The sequence below is a fragment of the Microbacterium sp. 05N427 genome (assembly GCF_056397105.1).
In genome coordinates this window covers 1-16,698 of the sequence record NZ_JBFTMT010000008.1, presented here as the reverse complement: position 1 = coordinate 16,698, position 16,698 = coordinate 1, and the positions used below count along the sequence as shown (strand labels likewise).

The 16,698-nt window shown below is 69.8% G+C and carries 16 protein-coding genes and 1 rRNA gene; 2 read left to right on the top strand and 15 right to left on the bottom strand.

The genetic code is table 11. The features are described 5' to 3' along the window. Positions 1–36: 36 nt before the first annotated feature. The 8 genes from xerD to AC1DG4_RS09775 are packed head-to-tail and all read right to left on the bottom strand — an operon-like array spanning position 37 to position 8,876. Positions 37–942, bottom strand: a complete 906-nt coding sequence (gene xerD / locus AC1DG4_RS09810; RefSeq protein ID WP_477381997.1) for a site-specific tyrosine recombinase XerD — start codon at positions 940–942, stop codon at positions 37–39. 1 nt (position 943) lies between these two features. Then, entirely contained in the window at positions 944–1,543 is a 600-nt protein-coding gene (locus AC1DG4_RS09805; RefSeq protein WP_477381998.1) for an NUDIX domain-containing protein, read from the bottom strand. 1 nt (position 1,544) lies between these two features. Then, a complete protein-coding gene (locus AC1DG4_RS09800) occupies positions 1,545–3,230 on the bottom strand; it encodes a CTP synthase (protein WP_477382017.1) in 1,686 nt (561 codons plus the stop codon). 36 nt (positions 3,231–3,266) lie between these two features. Beyond that, complete coding sequence (locus tag AC1DG4_RS09795) at positions 3,267–4,181, bottom strand: carbohydrate kinase family protein (protein WP_477381999.1); 915 nt, start codon at positions 4,179–4,181, stop codon at positions 3,267–3,269. Positions 4,182–4,208: 27 nt separating this feature from the next. Beyond that, positions 4,209–5,702 carry a glycoside hydrolase family 32 protein gene (locus AC1DG4_RS09790; protein WP_477382000.1) on the bottom strand — a complete coding sequence of 498 codons (1,494 nt, stop codon included), beginning with the start codon at positions 5,700–5,702 and terminating at the stop codon, positions 4,209–4,211. Then, complete coding sequence (locus tag AC1DG4_RS09785) at positions 5,699–6,532, bottom strand: carbohydrate ABC transporter permease (RefSeq protein WP_477382001.1); 834 nt, start codon at positions 6,530–6,532, stop codon at positions 5,699–5,701. Before AC1DG4_RS09785 ends, AC1DG4_RS09790 begins: the two co-directional genes overlap by 4 nt. 8 nt (positions 6,533–6,540) lie before the next feature. Further along, positions 6,541–7,494 (bottom strand): carbohydrate ABC transporter permease, encoded by a 954-nt coding sequence (locus AC1DG4_RS09780; protein WP_477382002.1) that lies wholly within the window; start codon positions 7,492–7,494, stop codon positions 6,541–6,543. Further along, positions 7,494–8,876: an extracellular solute-binding protein gene (locus AC1DG4_RS09775; protein WP_477382003.1), complete on the bottom strand. Its 1,383-nt coding sequence runs from the start codon at positions 8,874–8,876 to the stop codon at positions 7,494–7,496. The genes AC1DG4_RS09780 and AC1DG4_RS09775 overlap by 1 nt, the downstream gene beginning before the upstream one ends. A 181-nt stretch (positions 8,877–9,057) precedes the next feature. Here AC1DG4_RS09775 and AC1DG4_RS09770 point away from each other — a divergent pair, with 181 nt between their 5' ends. Continuing rightward, positions 9,058–10,083, top strand: coding sequence for a LacI family DNA-binding transcriptional regulator (locus AC1DG4_RS09770; RefSeq protein ID WP_477382004.1), 1,026 nt, complete (start codon positions 9,058–9,060; stop codon positions 10,081–10,083). Between the two features lie 35 nt (positions 10,084–10,118). On the opposite strand, the gene recN is transcribed toward AC1DG4_RS09770, so the two are convergent. From recN to AC1DG4_RS09740, 6 genes are read right to left on the bottom strand one after another with little or no spacing between them, the layout of a single operon-like run. Further along, the gene (gene recN / locus AC1DG4_RS09765; protein WP_477382005.1) at positions 10,119–11,804 is read right to left on the bottom strand and encodes a DNA repair protein RecN; all 1,686 of its coding nucleotides are present in this window, start codon (positions 11,802–11,804) and stop codon (positions 10,119–10,121) included. Continuing rightward, a complete protein-coding gene (locus tag AC1DG4_RS09760) occupies positions 11,801–12,709 on the bottom strand; it encodes an NAD kinase (protein ID WP_477382006.1) in 909 nt (302 codons plus the stop codon). Before AC1DG4_RS09760 ends, recN begins: the two co-directional genes overlap by 4 nt. Then, complete coding sequence (locus tag AC1DG4_RS09755) at positions 12,706–13,521, bottom strand: TlyA family RNA methyltransferase (protein ID WP_477382007.1); 816 nt, start codon at positions 13,519–13,521, stop codon at positions 12,706–12,708. Before AC1DG4_RS09755 ends, AC1DG4_RS09760 begins: the two co-directional genes overlap by 4 nt. Then, the gene (locus AC1DG4_RS09750; protein WP_477382008.1) at positions 13,518–13,700 is read right to left on the bottom strand and encodes a hypothetical protein; all 183 of its coding nucleotides are present in this window, start codon (positions 13,698–13,700) and stop codon (positions 13,518–13,520) included. Before AC1DG4_RS09750 ends, AC1DG4_RS09755 begins: the two co-directional genes overlap by 4 nt. Before the next feature lie 38 nt (positions 13,701–13,738). Continuing rightward, entirely contained in the window at positions 13,739–14,770 is a 1,032-nt protein-coding gene (locus AC1DG4_RS09745) for an HAD-IIA family hydrolase (protein WP_477382009.1), read from the bottom strand. Then, positions 14,767–15,477, bottom strand: a complete 711-nt coding sequence (locus tag AC1DG4_RS09740) for a hypothetical protein (protein WP_477382010.1) — start codon at positions 15,475–15,477, stop codon at positions 14,767–14,769. Before AC1DG4_RS09740 ends, AC1DG4_RS09745 begins: the two co-directional genes overlap by 4 nt. Before the next feature lie 6 nt (positions 15,478–15,483). Here AC1DG4_RS09740 and AC1DG4_RS09735 point away from each other — a divergent pair, with 6 nt between their 5' ends. Then, complete coding sequence (locus AC1DG4_RS09735) at positions 15,484–16,539, top strand: hypothetical protein (RefSeq protein ID WP_477382011.1); 1,056 nt, start codon at positions 15,484–15,486, stop codon at positions 16,537–16,539. A gap of 54 nt (positions 16,540–16,593) precedes the next feature. On the opposite strand, the gene rrf is transcribed toward AC1DG4_RS09735, so the two are convergent. Then, positions 16,594–16,698: ribosomal RNA gene (gene rrf, locus AC1DG4_RS09730) — 5S ribosomal RNA — on the bottom strand; the annotation flags it as partial.

Here is a 16,698-nt window from a genome sequence, read left to right as displayed (position 1 = left end):
TGATCCCTCAACTGTCAATGGTCTGACTTCAAACCATTAACCGCGCGCCCGAGGATGCGAGGTCGCGTAGACGTCGAGCAGAGCGTCCACCGAGACGTGCGTGTAGATCTGGGTGGTCGCGACCGACGCGTGCCCCAGCAGCTCCTGCACGACGCGGACATCGGCGCCGCCCTGCAGGAGGTGCGTCGCGAAGGAGTGCCGCAGCGTGTGCGGCGACACCTCCGCCGTGATGTCCGCGCCCTCGGCCGCCGCACGGATGATCAGCCACGCGCTCTGCCTGCTGAGCGGTGCACCGCGTGCGCCGAGGAACAGCTTCGCCGTGGCGTGCCCCCTCGCCGCGAGCGCGGGACGCACCCGGGTGAGGTAGGCGTCGACCGCCGCGCGCGCATACGACCCCATGGGGACGATGCGCTCCTTGGATCCTTTTCCGCGCAGCCGCAGCACGTCGCCGTGCGCGAGGTCGTCGACGTCCAGCGAGACCGCCTCGGAGACGCGGGCGCCCGTGGCGTAGAGCAGCTCGAGGAGCGCCCGATCCCTGATCCCGATCGGATCCTCGGCGGAGGGCGCGGCGAGGAGGTGCTCGACCTGATCGATCGTGAGCGCCTTCGGCAGACGCCGCGGCTGCTTCGGCGGACGCAGCCGCGCGCTCGGATCCGCCTCGGCGATACCCTCCCTGGCGAGGAAGCGATGCCATCCGCGCACCGAGGACTGCAGCCGGGCGAGGCTCGACGCGGCGGGCGGCGGCTCATCGCCCGCCCGCTCGGCGGCGAACGCGGCGACGGTCTCCGCAGAGATCCCGTCGGTGTCGGCGATGCCCTGCTCCCCCAACCACGCCAGATACCCGCCGAGGTCTCGGCGATAGGCGGAAAGGGTGTGCTCGGCGAGCCCTCGCTCGATCGTCACGTGCCTGAGATACGCGTCGAGCGCTCGGTCGAGCTGCACGTCAGGCCCCGCGGCCCTGCCGCCCCGTCGACGACAGGCGGCGTTCGGCCGCGAGAACCCCGGCGGCGAGGATCCCATTGCGCAGCCGCCCGGCCAGTACGCCGTCCGCTGCCTCGGACAACGGCACCCAGGCGAGCCGGATGTCGGCCTCCTCGTCCGTCCGCGCGAAGGGCGCGTCAGCGGGACTGAGCTCCGTCGCGAGATAGATGTGGACGATCTCCGAGTTGCTTCCGGGTGTCGTCTGGATCGAGATCAGTGGCTCCCACGCGCTCGCGACGAGATCCGCCTCCTCGGCGAGCTCCCGCCGCGCGGCGTCCATCGGGTCCTCCCCGGCCACGTCGAGCAGCCCTGCCGGCAGCTCCCAGTCGCGCTGCCGGATGGGATGCCGGTATTGCTGGATCAACAGCACCCGGCCGTCCTCGTCCATCGCGACGACCGCGGCCGCACCGGAGTGGTCGATGTACTGACGCACGATCTCGCCGTCGCCGTAGCGGACGTGGTCCTCGCGGATCCCCCACACCGCGCCGCGATAGACCTCGGCGCTGGAGAGCACCTCGGGCTCGTACGGCTCGTCGCGCGGCGCGGTGGTGGAGTCCGTCACGTCAGTCCTCGTCGTCGAACAGCTCGCTGGCGCGGTGCCGCTCGATCGCGGCTCCCACGAGTCCGCGGAACAGCGGGTGCGGGTCGGTCGGACGCGAGCGCAGCTCGGGGTGCGCCTGCGTGGCGATGTAGAACGGGTGCACCTCGCGCGGCAGCTCGACGTACTCGACGAGGTCGAGCTCGGGGTTGAGGCCCGAGAACGAGAGCCCGGCATCCGCCAGACGGCCGCGGTAGGCGTTGTTCACCTCGTACCGGTGGCGGTGGCGCTCCGACGCCTCGGAGGCGCCGTAGAGCTCGGCCGCGAGCGAGCCCTCGCCGAGCGCCGCCTGGTACAGCCCCAGGCGCATGGTGCCGCCCAGGTCGCCGCCGTCGAGGATCTCGACCTGCTCGGCCATGGTCGCGATGACAGGCTCTGCGGTGTCGGGGTCGAACTCGCTCGACGACGCGCCGGCGATGTCCGCGACGTTGCGCGCGTACTCGATCACCATGCACTGCAGGCCCAGGCACAGGCCGAGGGTCGGGATGCCCTGCTCGCGGGCGAAACGGAGAGCGCCCAGCTTGCCCTCGATGCCGCGGATCCCGAAGCCGCCAGGCACGCAGATGCCGTCGAGGTCGCTCAACGCCTTGGCGGCGCCCTCGGGCGTCTCGCAGGAGTCCGACGGGATCCAGCGGATCTTCACGGCGACCTCGTGCGCGAAGCCTCCGGCCTTGAGCGCCTCGGTGACCGAGAGGTAGGCGTCGGGCAGATCGATGTACTTGCCGACCAGGCCGATCGTGACCTCGTGCTTCGGGTTGTGCACGGCCTGCAGCACCTTCTGCCAGCGCGACCAGTCCACATCGGCGGCCTTGTCGAGACCGAGCGCGTCGACGATGTAGTCGTCCAGACCCTGGTCGTGCAGCATCGTGGGGATGTCGTAGATGCTGGGCACGTCGACCGCGTTCACGACCGCGTCCTCGTCGACATCGCACATGAGCGCGATCTTGCGCTTGTTCGAATCGGTGACGGGACGGTCGCTGCGCAGCACGAGGGCATCGGGCTGGATGCCGATCGAGCGCAGGGTCGCGACCGAGTGCTGCGTCGGCTTGGTCTTCTGCTCGCCGGAGGCGCCCATGAACGGCACCAGCGACACGTGCACGAAGAACACGTTCTTGCGGCCGAGCTCGTGCCGGATCTGACGCGCCGACTCGATGAACGGCTGCGACTCGATGTCTCCGACCGTGCCGCCGATCTCGGTGATGATGACGTCGGGGCGGGGCGTCTCGTCGGCCTGCAGACGCATGCGGCGCTTGATCTCGTCGGTGATGTGCGGGATGACCTGCACGGTGTCGCCGAGGTACTCGCCACGACGCTCCTTGGCGATGACCTGCGAGTAGATCTGGCCGGTGGTGACGTTAGCGGCCTGGCTGAGCTCGATGTCGAGGAAGCGCTCGTAGTGGCCGATGTCGAGGTCGGTCTCGGCGCCGTCATCCGTGACGAAGACCTCACCGTGCTGGAAGGGGTTCATCGTGCCGGGATCCACGTTCAGGTAGGGATCCAGCTTCTGCATCACGACGCGCAGCCCCCGGGCGGTGAGCAGGTTGCCGAGGCTGGCTGCCGTCAGGCCCTTGCCCAACGAGGAAACGACACCGCCCGTCACGAAGATGTGCTTGGTGGTGTCGTTGTCTGTCCGCGCGGCTGAGTTCTGCATCACGGGCTTTAATCCTATCAGCGCGATCGCCCCGAGTCACTCTCGCGACGCGCGGAGCGCCTCGTCCAGTTCCGCCGACGCCGGAGGGTTCGCTCCGGCACGGGCGACGGTCAGCGCAGCGCTGGTGAGGGCCGTCTCCAGGGCCGCGAGCACCGCGTCGTCCGTCAGGGGCTCCCCCGCCGTGAGCAGACGGTCCGTCCCGTCGCGCAGCAGAGCATGCAGCAGCCCGGACATGAACGCATCGCCCGCTCCGATCGTGTCGGCGACGACGACGGGGCGCGCCGGACGGGCGAACCACACGCCGTCCACGAGCGCGAGGCAACCCTCCGATCCTCGGGTGACGACCACGAACCTCGCGCCGTGCGCGGCGAGGTCGGCGAGCACCTCCTCGAGCGCCGCTTCCGGGGCGAGCCAGGCCGCATCCTCGTCGCTCAGCTTGACCACCTGGCACAGCGCCGCGAGGTCGGCGACCCGGCGCAGCACCTCGTCCCGCGAACCGATCACGTCGGGGCGGATGTTGGGATCGAGTGTCTGGAGCGTCCCGGAGTCGGCCGCCTCCAGCGCTACCAGGACCGCCGACGCGCCCGGTTCCCTCAGCGCGCCGATCGAGCCGGTGTGCACCAGCCGAGCGGCGGCCACGTCGGGCGCGACGATGTCCCAGTCGATGTCGAACTCGTAGCTGGCCTTGCCATCGGAGTCCACGCGCGCGATCGCCGTCGAGGTGGGGCCCGCCACGAGGGTGCCGGGCCCGAGCGTCACCCCGGCCTCATCCAGGTGGGCGCGGATCAGGCCGCCGTGCCGGTCGGCCCCGATCCGCGCGTGCAGGGTCGTGGGATGCCCGAGCCGGGCGAGCCCGACCGCTATGTTCATCGGCGATCCCCCGGGATGCGTCTCGCCGCCCTCGACGACGTCGACGAGGGCCTCACCGATCACTGCGATCTGATCCGTCACGCCGTCCGCCTCTTCACGCCTGCCTCTTCAACCCTGCCGCTTCACGTCCGCCGTACTCCCGACGCAGACGAGGTCGCGCACCGCGCCCACCTCGAACCTCTCGATGAGAACGCTATCGCCTCGCCCGACGATCGACGCGCCGGCGCCGACACGCTCCGGCAGCAGGTCGGTGATCGTGCGCGTACCGCCGGCTGCGAACACCTCTATCGAGTCGCGGTCGAGCCAGATGACCAGCTCGACGCGGTCGCGCGCTCCGATCCGAACCTCCTCGACACTGCCGAATCCGTCCGGCATCGTGTCGGCGGCCGGGTATCGATCCAGGCGCAGCAGACCCCTGTCCGCCGAGTACTCCAGGATCGCCGTGCCGCCCAGGTCCAGGACGAATCCGTCCGCGCCGTCGAGACGAACGCTCAGGTCGATCCGGCACCGATCCGGAAGCTCGTCGATCAGCTCCGCGGGTCCACCCACCCGCACGTCCGCAAGTTCGGCGACCGCGGTCGTCTGCGGTCCGATCGGCTCCTGACGAAGGCGCACCCGCCCATCCGCGCGGACCAGGGACAGCCGGCGCGCGATCGTCATCGCACCGCGCTGCGGGGCGCCGGCATCGACAGGAAGCCGGCCCGCGTAGTCCCAGTTGCTCATCCAGGCGAGGAGGATCCGCTCCTCGTCGGGAAGACCGGAGAACGTCACCCCGGCGTAGCAGTCCCGTCCGTGGTCGAGCCAGTCGCACGCCTCGAGCTGCGCACGGCTGTTCGCCCACCCCGCGCCAGGAGAGGCCGGGGGCATCGGCGCGTCGGCGACGAAGCGCACCCCGTCGAACGAGCCGATCACGTACTGAGTTCCGGATCCGCCGGCGATCCCACCCGGGTTGAGGCTGATCAGCAGCACCCAGCGCACCTCAGCGGGGTCGCCGTCGACCGCGAGCGGGAACAGGTCGGGGCATTCCCACACGCCGCCCGTCGCCCCGCGCGGTCCGTAGTCGGACAGGTACGTCCAGGTCTTCAGATCGTCGGAGCGGTAGAGCACGACGCGACGTTCTGCCGCCTCGACCGCGACCATCACCCAGTACGCGCCCGCGGTCCCCGTGTAGCGGAACACCTTCGGATCGCGGAAGTCCGCCGACCCCCGGTCGAGCACCGGGTTGCCCTCGTATCGACGCCAGGTCAGCCCGCCGTCCAGGCTCGAGGCGATGCCCTGCGCCTGGTGCTGCGCGACCTGGTCGGCGAGCGTGAACACGGCCACCAGGGGCGGGTTCCCCGGCGTGCCGAGGCCACTGGTGTCGTGCTCGTCGAACACGACGGAGCCCGAGAAGATCTCATGCGCGTCCGTGTGGCGGATCGCGACCGGATGCTCCTCCCAGTGCTGGAGATCATCACTCGATGCATGCCCCCAGCTCATGAATCCGTGGGTCGCACCCTCGGGGTTGTACTGGAAGTACAGGTGGTATCGACCATCGTGGAACACGAGCCCGTTCGGGTCGTTCATCCAGTTGCGTGCAGGGCGGAAGTGCATCGTCCTCATTTCCCGGTTCCGGCGGTCAGTCCCTCGCGCAGCGGCTTCTGCCCGAAGATGAACACGATCAAGGCGGGGATCATCGAGATCACGACCCCGGCGAGGACCGTCGACACGCTCCCGGTGCCGAGGTTGCCCTGCAGGGTGACGAGTCCGAGCGGCAGCGTGAAGTTCTGGTCACTGATGGTCAGGATGAGCGGGCGGAAGAACTCGTTCCAGTGATAGTTGAACGCGAGGATCCCGACGATCGCCAGACCCGGCGTCGCCAGCGGCAGGTAGACGCGGAAGAACGTGCGCCATGGTCCCGCGCCGTCGAGCTGGGCGGCCTCGCCGAGCTCCGTGGGCAGGCCCATGAAGTACTGCCTCATCAAGAACGTGCCGAATGCCGTCGGGAGCGCAGGGATGATGAGCGCCAGCAGCGTGTCCGCGAGGCCCATACCGCGCACGAGCATGAACACGGGCACGATGATCACCTGCAGCGGCACCATCATCGTCGCCAGGATCATGCCGAACAGAAGCTTCTTGGCGCGGAACTCGTAGCGTGCGAAGACGTAGCCGGCCATCGCCGCGCTGAGCATCTGCCCGGCCGCGATGAGGAGCGTGACGAGCACGCTGTTCCAGATGTACAGCCAGACCGGGATCTTCGCGAAGACGTCCGTGAATGCGGAGAAGCCGAACGAGGTCGTATGGGTCACGGCATCCGTGGGGGTGAGCGCCGTGATCACCGTCCACACGACGGGGCCGAGGGTCAGCGCCGCAGCGACGATCAGGACCATGAAGGTGCCGAGGCGGCCGAGGGCGAACCCGCGCCCGCGCGGGAGAACTGCTGTAGTCGACATGTCTGACCTCACCCGTAGAAGACGAAACGCTTGCTGAGCTGGAACTGGATCCCCGTGACGAGCATGATCAGCAGCGTCAGGACGATGCCGATCGCGGATGCGCCGCCGAAGTCGAGCTGGCGGAAGGCCGACTCGTAGATGACCATCACCGCGGTGCGGGTGTCGTCTCCCGGCCCGCCGCGCGTGAGCACGTAGGGCTGGTCGAAGATCTGCAGGGCGTTGATGATCGCCATGACCGTTGCGACCAGCATCGTGGGGCTGATCAGCGGCAGGGTGATCTGCCGGAACTGCGCCCACCCGGTCGCGCCGTCGATCGAGGAAGCCTCGTAGACCTCCTGCGGCACCGCGGCGAGACCGCCGAGGAAAAGCAGGAACGTGAAGCCGAAGTTCTGCCACACGTAGACGAGGAGCACGACGACCTTCGCACCGAGGCCCGTCGTCAGCCATCCGACCTTGCCGACGCCGAGCAGCCCGAGGAGCTGGTTCACCAGCCCGAATTCTTGATTGAACAGGTAAGCCATCACGAGCGACACCGACGCGGCAGAGAGGATCAGCGGGAAGAACAGCGTCGAGCGGAAGAACGCACGCAGCCAGCGCGGCATCTTCGACTGCACGAGAACCGCGAGCAGCAGCGCGACCGCGAGCTGGAGCGCCACCGCGACGACCACGAAGCCGATCGTGTTGAGGAACGAGACGCGGATCGTCGGGTTGGTGGCGGCCCGCACGAAGTTGTCGACGCCGACGAACTCGGGCGGGGTGATGATGTCCCAGCGGAAGAAGGCCAGGACGACGGAGGCGAGGATCGGCAGGAAGCTGAAGAGTCCGAGGCCGATCACGGTGGGCGCGAGGAAGACGGCGATGAGTGCGCGTCCTCCCCCGCGTTTCGGTGCGCCGGGACGAACGGCTCCAGGTGCGGTGATCGCGGACGTCGCGGGGGCGGTCACGGGGGCGGTGGTGGACATCAGCGTCCCTTCAGGGCGAGTTCGAGGTCGCGCTGCATCGTCTCCAGGCCCGCGCGGACTCCGCTGCGGCCGTTGGTGATGGTGCCGACGACGTTCTTGATGAGGGCCTGCTCGACCGCCGCCTGCTGCGGCGGCGCCGGGATCGGACCGGTGGTCGGGAACCGGTCGAGGGTGTCGTAGAAGACCTTCCAGTGCGCGGGGCCGACGCCCGCTCCGTAGAGCTCGTCGTTGAGCGAGCGGCGGGTGAGCGACGAATCAGGCTGCGGGTGCGCGATGCGCATCCCTTCGACCGACACGCAGTACTTCAGCCATTCCCAGGCCTCGTCCTTGCGCCGCGAAGTCTCCATGATGGCGTAGCCGGCGGCGCCGAACTGGTGCCGCTGACTGCGCATCTTGGGGAAGAAGGACACGTCGTAGTCGTCGTTCGCGAATCCGGCCTCCTTGAGTCCCTTCACCCAGAAGCCGCCCGCGGGAGTCATCCCCACGGATCCGCGCGAGAACAGCGCGACGAGCTCGTTGCCGCCGCCCTGCGCCGGGTTCGCCGCGAGTCCTTCGGAGACCATGCGCTGCAGCACCTCGAAGCTCTCGACCGTGCGGTCGTTGAGGGCATCCGCGTTCTGCCACAGGAAACCGCCACCGCGCGGCTTCTCGTCCGGATAGAACTGCTTCCAGAACCAGTCGCCGCCGGTCGCCTTCTCCTCGGTGAGGATGCTGGTGTCGTTGATGTACAGCCACGGGACGACRCCGCCCCAGAGCCGGTTGTTCCAGAAGTAGGGCAGGAACGGCGACTGCCCCGACTTCTTCATCGCCTGGGCCACGCGGAAGAAGTCGTCCACGCTCCAGTCGTCGGCCGGACGCTCCAGCCCCGCGCGCCCCAGCGCCTTGGTGCTGTAGTAGACGTTCGCAGCGTTGAAGTTGTCCGGCAGCTGGAACAGGCTGCCCTGGTAGAGGAAGGCTTCGACGAGCGACGGGTGCACGTCATCGAAATAGCCCTTCATCTCCGCCGCGTCGCGGCGCACGTACGAGTCCAAGGGGTGCGCCATCCGCGAGGCGAACAGCTGCGCGCCTTCGGTCGCCACCGTGACGACGTCGGGCGAGGTTCCGGCGGCGACCATGGTCAGGATCTTGGCGAAGTAGTCGCCCCAGTCCGTGCCCTGGATCGCGACGATCCGCACCGGGATGTCCGGGTGCATGCGCTGGAAACCGTCGACGAGGCCCTGCCGGGCGGCCGCATCCTGCGCCGTCCCGAGCAGCGCGACCGTCAGCGCATCGTCCCCCCGTCCCGGGATGTCCGTGCCGGTGAGCCGGGGCCATGAGATCGCCGTGCCGACGATGCCCAGCCCGACCGCTCCGAGCATTGCCCGTCGTGAGATGTCAACCACGTCGTTGCTCCTCTGCTTGGTGCTGAATTGATTCAGCAACGGCATGCTAACAACGCAGGACGCGCTCCTGCAAGAGTTTTGCTGAATTAATTCAGCACCGTGCGCACGCAGGCCGGAGCCGGTCGCTATCGTGGAGGGGGACGAGTCGCACCGCACACCGCGGCGACAGAGGGAGGTCACCATGCCCGAGCCGCGTACCGGACGGAGACCCACCCTGTCGGATGTCGCCGAGCGTTCCGGGATGTCCAAGTCCGCGGTGAGCATGATCCTGAACGACCGGCCGGGCTCGCGACTGTCGGCGGAGGCCGCAGAGCGCGTGCGTACCGCGGCTGCCGAACTCGGCTACCGCCCGAATCCCGCCGCGCAGAGCCTGCGCCTCGGCCGGACGGGGACGATCGGCTTCATCTCGGACCAGGTCACGATCACCCGTTATGCATCGGGGATGATCCGCGGCGTGCTCGATGCCGCCAGATCGCGGGGCCGCACGATCCTCATGACCGAGACCGGCGGCAGCGAGGACCTCCGCGATGCGGTCGAGGAGATGACCGACCGTCGGGTCGACGGGCTGATCATCGGCCTCATGGCGGCTCGGGTGATCGATGTGCCCAAGATCCGCAACGACATCCCTGTCGCGCTCGTGAACGGCCGCTCCGACGCGGGGCATCCGAGCATCCTCCCCGACGAGCGGGGCGCCGGGGCGGTCGTCGCGGAGCATCTCATCGCACGCGGGCACCATCGCATCGGCGTCATCGGCACGATCCCCCATGTCGCCGGTGATCCCCGCCGCTCGGCCACGATCGCCGAGCGGTTCTCCGGAATCGACGACACCCTCGCCCGCGCGGGAGCCGACGTCGTGCGCGAGCAGGTCGAGGGCTGGACCCCCGAGGTGGGCTACACGCACCTGCACCGCCTGCTCGATGCCCACCCCGACCGCACCGCGATCATCGCGGGCAACGACAACGTCGCCTTCGGCGTCTACCAGGCGATGGCCGAGCGCGGCCTTCAGGTCGGGCGCGATGTCTCGGTGATCTCCTTCGACGACGAAGAGCTCGCCGGCTTCCAGCGCCCTGGGCTCACCACGGCGCGCCTGCCGTACGAGGAGATGGCGCGTCACGGCATCGAGATGCTCGTCGGAGAGCGCGAGCTCGCCCACGAGCGGATTCCGATGCCGTTGATCGAGCGGCACTCCGTCCGAGACCTGCGCTGACGCGCCCGGCCGGCCGTTCCGCGCCCTCGGCCGACTCAGTCCTCGCGCAGCGCGAGCAGCTCTCGGGCGTGTTCGAGGGCCGCACCCGAATCGGCGAGCCCGGAGAGCAGCCGGGCCATCTCGGCCTCGCGCTCCTCGCCGTCCAGGCGGCGGACGCTGGACGCGGTGACATGCCCGTCATTGGCCTTCACGACGCTGAGGTGGTTGTTCGCGAACGCGGCGACCTGGGCGAGGTGCGTGACGGCGATCACCTGGGAGGTGCGCGCCAGTCGAGCCAGGCGCCGCCCGACCTCGATCGCGGCCGCACCGCCGATGCCCGCATCGACCTCGTCGAAGACGAAGGTGGGGACGGGATCCGTGCCGGCGATGACGACCTCGATCGCGAGCATCACGCGGGACAGTTCGCCGCCCGATGCGCTCTTCGCGACGGATCGCGGATCCGCGCCCGGGTGCGGAGCGAGGAGGATCGCGACGTCATCGCGCCCATGGGCGCTCTCGGTGCCCTCGGTGACCGCGACGACCAGGCGTGCGTCCGGCATTGCGAGGGCGTGCAGTTCCTCCGTGACCGCACTGCCGAGCCGGCCCGCGGCCTCGGTGCGCGTCGCGGTGAGGGCGGCGGCAGCGTCGTCCAGGGTCGCGCGTGCTGCATCGCGTTCGACCGTGAGCCGCTCGATGTGGTCGGAGTCGTCATCCAGCTCGGCGAGCCGAGCGGATCCTGTGTTCCAGAGCTCGAGGGCGGCGTCGAGCGTGCCGTGGGCGCGCACGAGGGTTGCGAGGGCCGCGCGGCGCTCCTCGACCGCGGCCAGCTCATGCGGACCTGATTCGTCGAGATCGGCGAGATAGCCGCTCAGCTGCGCGGCGATGTCCGTGGCGCGGTAGCCGAGCTCCGCAATGCTCTCGGCGATCGCCGTCAGCTCCGGATCGCCCGCGCGCTCCAGGGAACGCCGCGCCTCGGCTGCCAGCGTCGTGATGTCGTTGTCGCCGTCCTCATCGGAGAGAGCCGCACGGGCGATCGCGGCGGACTGGCGCAGCTCCTCGGCGTTCGCGAGCCGTTCGGCGCGCTCGGTGAGAGCGTCGTCCTCCCCCGGCTGCGGATCGGTCGCCTCGATGAGCTCCAGTGCCTCGCGCAGGTCCTCGGCCTCTCTGCGCCGCCGCTCCTGATTGCCGCTGATCTCGTCGAGCTGGGCGGACAGAGTGCGCCAGCGCTCCCATGCGCCCTCGTAGTCTGCTCGCACGAGCGCCAGGGCGGATCCGCCGAAGCGATCCAGAGCGTCCCGCTGCGCGGCTGCGGACCGCAGGCGCAGCTGCTCGGACTGTCCGTGCACGACGACGAGGTCGTCGGCGAGGTCGGCCAGCACGCCGGCCGGCGCGGCGCGGCCGCCGACGCTCGCGCGGCTGCGCCCCTCCGCGGTGAGCGTGCGGGAGACGTACAGCTCGCCGCGCTCATCGTCGTAGGGTTCGAGCTCGCCGCCCGCATCGGCCACGGTGTCGGCGACGGATCCCGCACTCGGCACGATCCACACGCCTGCGACCGAGGCCTGTGCGGCTCCGGCTCGCACAGCGCCCGAGTCGGCTCTCGCCCCCAGCAGGAGTCCGAGGCCCGTCACGACCATGGTCTTGCCGGCGCCGGTCTCTCCGGTGATCGCGGTGAACCCAGGCCCGATCGGCAGGACGGCCTCGGCGATGACGCCGAGGTCGCGCAGGCGCATCTCCTCGATCATGCGTCAGAACCCCGCCAGCCCGAGACCGGCAGCTGGAACTTGCGCACCAGCCGGTCCGTGAACACGCTCGGGTGCAGCCGCGCGAGGCGCACGGGACGCGAGGAACGGCGCACGATGACCCTCGCGCCGCGGGGAAGCTCGTGCGAGCGCCGCCCGTCGCACCACAGGATCGCGTTCCCGTCGTTGCGATCCAGCAGTTCGATCGCGACCGGCGCGCCCGGTGCGACCACGAGCGGCCTGGCGAACAGGGCATGGGCCGACAACGGCACCACGGCGATGGCTTCGACACCCGGCCAGATCACCGGTCCGCCCGCCGAGAAGTTGTACGCGGTCGCGCCGGTGGGCGTCGACACCACCATGCCGTCGCACCCGAAGCTCGTCAGCGGGCGTCCGTCGATCTCGACGACCACCTCGATCATGCGCTCTCGGCTTGCCTTCTCGACCGTCGCCTCGTTCAGCGCCCACGTGCTGTAGACGACGGATCCGTCGGCGTCCTTGACCCGCACGGCGAGCGCCATGCGCTCCTCGACCGAGTAGTCGCGGTCGATGACGCGCGCCACAGCGGCGTCCATGTCGTCGCGCTCGATCTCGGCGAGGAAGCCCACGTGCCCCATGTTGATGCCCAGGATCGGGGCCGTCCCTTCGCGGACGAGTTCCGCCGCGCGCAGGATGGTGCCGTCGCCGCCCAGCACGATGGCGAGCTCGACATCCTCGACCGGGATGTCTGTTCCGAGCAGGTCGATATCGGCGAAGAAGTCGTCCTCTGCCGTCAGATCGGCGCGGTCGTCCGCCGAGAGGACCGGCCGGGCGCCCGCTCCGCGGAGGGCGGTGACGACGCGTCTGGCGGCCTGCACGGTCTCGTCCCGGCGCGCATGTGCGACGACGAGGATCCTGCGCTCGTTCATCGGCCTCCTGCCATCTCGTCGATCGTGCTCATCCATTCTGTCGGATTGCCTCCGCCACCGCGGGCCCGATCCCCCGCTCGCAGATGCACCAGGTATTCGGCATTGCCGTGCGTGCCGAGGATCGGCGACGGGAGGAGCCCTAGGACGCCGAATCCCTGATCCCACGCGCTCCACAGCACACGGGCGACCGCATCGGCGCGGATCGTGGGGTTGGTCACGAGCCCGCCCCGTACCGCGGTGCGCCCCACTTCGAACTGCGGTTTGACGAGCAGCACGACGTCGGCGTCCGCCTCTGCCGTCGCCGCGATCGCGGGAAGCACGAGCGCCAACGAGATGAACGACAGGTCGCCGACCACGAGCGAAGGCCGCGCGCTCTCCCCCGTCGCCGTGGCCAAGACCTCCGCGTCCATGTGGCGGACGTTGAACCCCTCCACGGCCACCACATCGGGATCCAGGCGGATCGACGGTGCGAGCTGATCATGCCCCACATCGACCGCGAGCACGCGGCGCGCGCCGCGCTCGCGCAGGACCTGAGTGAAGCCGCCTGTGGACGCGCCCATGTCCAGGGCCAGCCGCCCCGCAGGGTCGAGGCCGAATCCGTCCAGCGCGGCGATGAGCTTGTGCGCACCGCGGCTGACGTAGTGGTCGATGCCGGCCACGTCGATCGCGTCGCCGTCCTCGACCTTGGTGGAGGCCTTGACCACGGGCTTCCCGTTGACGGTGACGAGGCCGCCGTCGATGAGGGTCGCCGCGTGTGTCCGCGAGCGGGCGAGGCCGCGTTCCGCGAGAGCGGCATCCAGGCGGGCCGTCATCCGCGGTCGGTACCCGACTGCGCGGACGAGGCGTCGCGCGGAGCGCTCTCCAGCCGACGCGCCACGTCGTCGTGCAGCGCCTGATACGCGGCGGCGCGAGAATCCAGCGGCTGCCCCTCGATCAGACGCAGCCGACTCCAGAGCCCGTCCGAAGGATCCGGTTCCGTGTTCTCGCTCACCCCCTCAGCCTACGGCGAGAGGGCGCCGTTCCGACGGATTACGGGCGGTGGAACGGATCCGCGTACAGTCGTTCCGGCACACGGAAGCCGAAGATCTGCCGGCCGGTGCGCCAGATCGCGGCGGCGCCGGCGCGCACGAGGTCGATGGGGCGGTCGCCCTCGCTGAGGATCGTGACGTCCGGACCGTCCACGCGGACCGAGGCTCCTCGCACCGTGACGGTGTCGCCCTTGATCTGCGTCTGCGGGTACGGCTCGTCCAGCTCACGCAGATCGCCGAGGATGTACGTCGGGCGCGATCCCTCGGCAGCGGCGAGGAGGTGCTTGGGACGATCGATGCCCGTGAGCACGAGGACCGACTCGATGCCGGCGCGGGACGCGCCGGCGATATCTGTGTCGAGGCGGTCGCCGATGAACAGCGGGTGCTTCGCACCGAACCGGGCGACGGCCTCCTCGAAGATCGGCGTCTCCGGCTTGCCCGCGACCGTCGCAAGACGACCGATCGCCGTGTGCACCGCGGAGACCAGGGTTCCGTTGCCGGGCGCGACGCCCCGCGACTGCGGAATCGTCCAGTCGGTGTTCGTCGCGATCCACGGGATCCCGCCCTCGTCCTCGGGGAGCTTCAAAGCGAACGCCGCCTCGGCGAGATCCTTCCAGCCCACCTCGGGCGCGAATCCCTGGACCACGGCCGCGGGGGCGTCATCGGCACTGCGCGTCACCTGGAACCCGGCCTTGTGTACCTCGTCGACGAGACCCTCCCCGCCGATGACCAGGATCGTGGATCCGGCGGGGATCAGGCTGCTGACGAGCCGCATCGCGGCCTGCGGGCTGGTGACGACCTCGTCGGGCGCGACCGTCAGGCCGAGCTCGGTCAGGTGGGCGGCCACCGAGGCATCGGTGCGGGAGGCGTTGTTCGTGATGTAGCCGAGACGCCGCGACGCCTCGACCTTCTTCAGGCTTTCGATCGCGTGCGGGATCGCGCCGGCCCCGGCGTACACCACGCCGTCGAGATCGGCGAGCACCACATCGACATCGGACAGCGGAGTGCGCTTGTCCCGGGAGAACAGGCTCACTCGGACCGCTCCGCGTCCTCCGGCTGCTCCGACTCCTCGGCCTGCTCCGCTTCGTCGACCTGCTCCGCCTCTTCGACCTGCTCCGCTTCTTCCGGTTCCGTGCTCCGGGGCTCGGTGCTGTCGATCTCGATGCTCTCCGGCTCGTCGGCGAGGTCCTCGTAAGCGTCCTCGATGATCAGTTCTTCGTCGTCACCGTGCCCCAGCGCCGCAGAAGCCACATCCGCGCGCTCCTGCCAGAACGCGGCTTCCTCCCCGCGTCCGAGGTCCTCGAGCACCGCGGCACGGGCCGAGAAGAGAGCAGGACTCCAGTCGAACGCGAGGTCGGGGTTGAGCTCTGGGATCTCGAGCTCGCCGAGCGCCAGCTCGGTCTCGCCACGATCCAGGCGCGCACCCGACATCGCGATCGCCAGCGCCACGCGCGTCGCGGTCGGCAGAGCAGCTCGGTCGACGGATCGCGCCTCTTCCAGCGCGCGGTCGGGACGTCCCATGCCGCGCTCGCTGTCGACGATGAGCGCGATCTGGTCGTCGCTTCCAGAGATCCGACGGTAGGTGCGGAGCTCGCGCAGCGCCAGCGCGAAGTCGCCCATGGCGTAAGCCGTGATAGCCACGGACTCGCGGACGACCGCGACGCGGCCTGCTCGGCGCGACGCCGCCAGCGCATGCAGGTGCGCGAGCTCGGGGTCCTCATCGATGAGCTGCGCCGCCATGGCGAGGTGACGCGCGACCTGCTCGGCGTTCTCCTTGCTGAGGGTCTTCAGCTCGTTGCGCGCAGAAGGATGCAGATCGCGAGCCGTGACCTCATCGGGAATCTCCGGATCGCGCGGCCGGTCCGCCGCGAACGTGTCGCGACGGGGCCGATCGCTCCCGTAAGAGGGGCGGTCGTCACCCCCGCGGTAGGGGCGTTCCCCATCGCGACGCGGGCGGTCGGTGCGATCGGACGCCGGGCGGAACGGACGGTCGCCATCGCGGCGCGCGCGGTCATCGCCACCAGAACGGTAAGGACGATCCCCGTCGCGGCGCGCGCGGTCGTCCCCACCGGCACGGTACGGACGGTCGCCATCGCGACGCGGGCGATCGGTGCGCTCCGCCGCGGGGCGGTACGGACGGTCGCCCGCGGGACGGTACGGACGATCGCCGTCACGACGCGGACGGTCGGTGCGCTCCGCTGCAGGGCGGTACGGACGGTCACCATCGCGACGCGGGCGGTCATCCCCACCGGCACGGTACGGACGATCACTATCGCGGCGCGGGCGATCATCCCCACCGGCACGGTAGGGACGGTCAGAGCGCTCCGCTGCAGGTCGATAGGGGCGGTCCCCGTCACGACGCGGACGGTCGGTGCGCTCCGCCGCGGGGCGGTAAGGACGGTCACCATCGCGGCGCGGGCGGTCGGTGCGCTCCGATGCCGGACGGTAGGGACGGTCACCATCGCGGCGCGGACGGTCGGTGCGCTCCGATGCCGGACGGTAGGGACGGTCACCATCGCGGCGCGGGCGGTCGGTACGGTCCGACGCGGGACGGTAGGGACGGTCACCATCGCGACGCGGACGCTCAGTACGATCCGACGCCGGGCGGAACGGACGATCGCCGTCACGACGCGGACGATCGCTGTCATTGCGCTGCGGGCGGTCACCGCGCGCGGCGTCACTGCGGAAAGAACGGTCGGAACGGTCGCCGTCGACATAGCGACGAGGCTGCCTCGCGCCCTCATCCTTGCGGTCGCGCGCGGGCTTGCCTTCTTCGGCCATGTCGGGACTCCTTCCGTTTGAGCATGTTAACGCAGAAAGGCCACCCTGCGTTGGGTGGCCTTTCTGTTAAAGGAAGTCCGGCGGTGTCCTACTCTCCCACAGGGTCCCCCCTGCAGTACCATCGGCGCTGTGAGGCTTAGCTTCCGGGTTCGGAATGTGACCGGGCGTTTCCCTCACGCT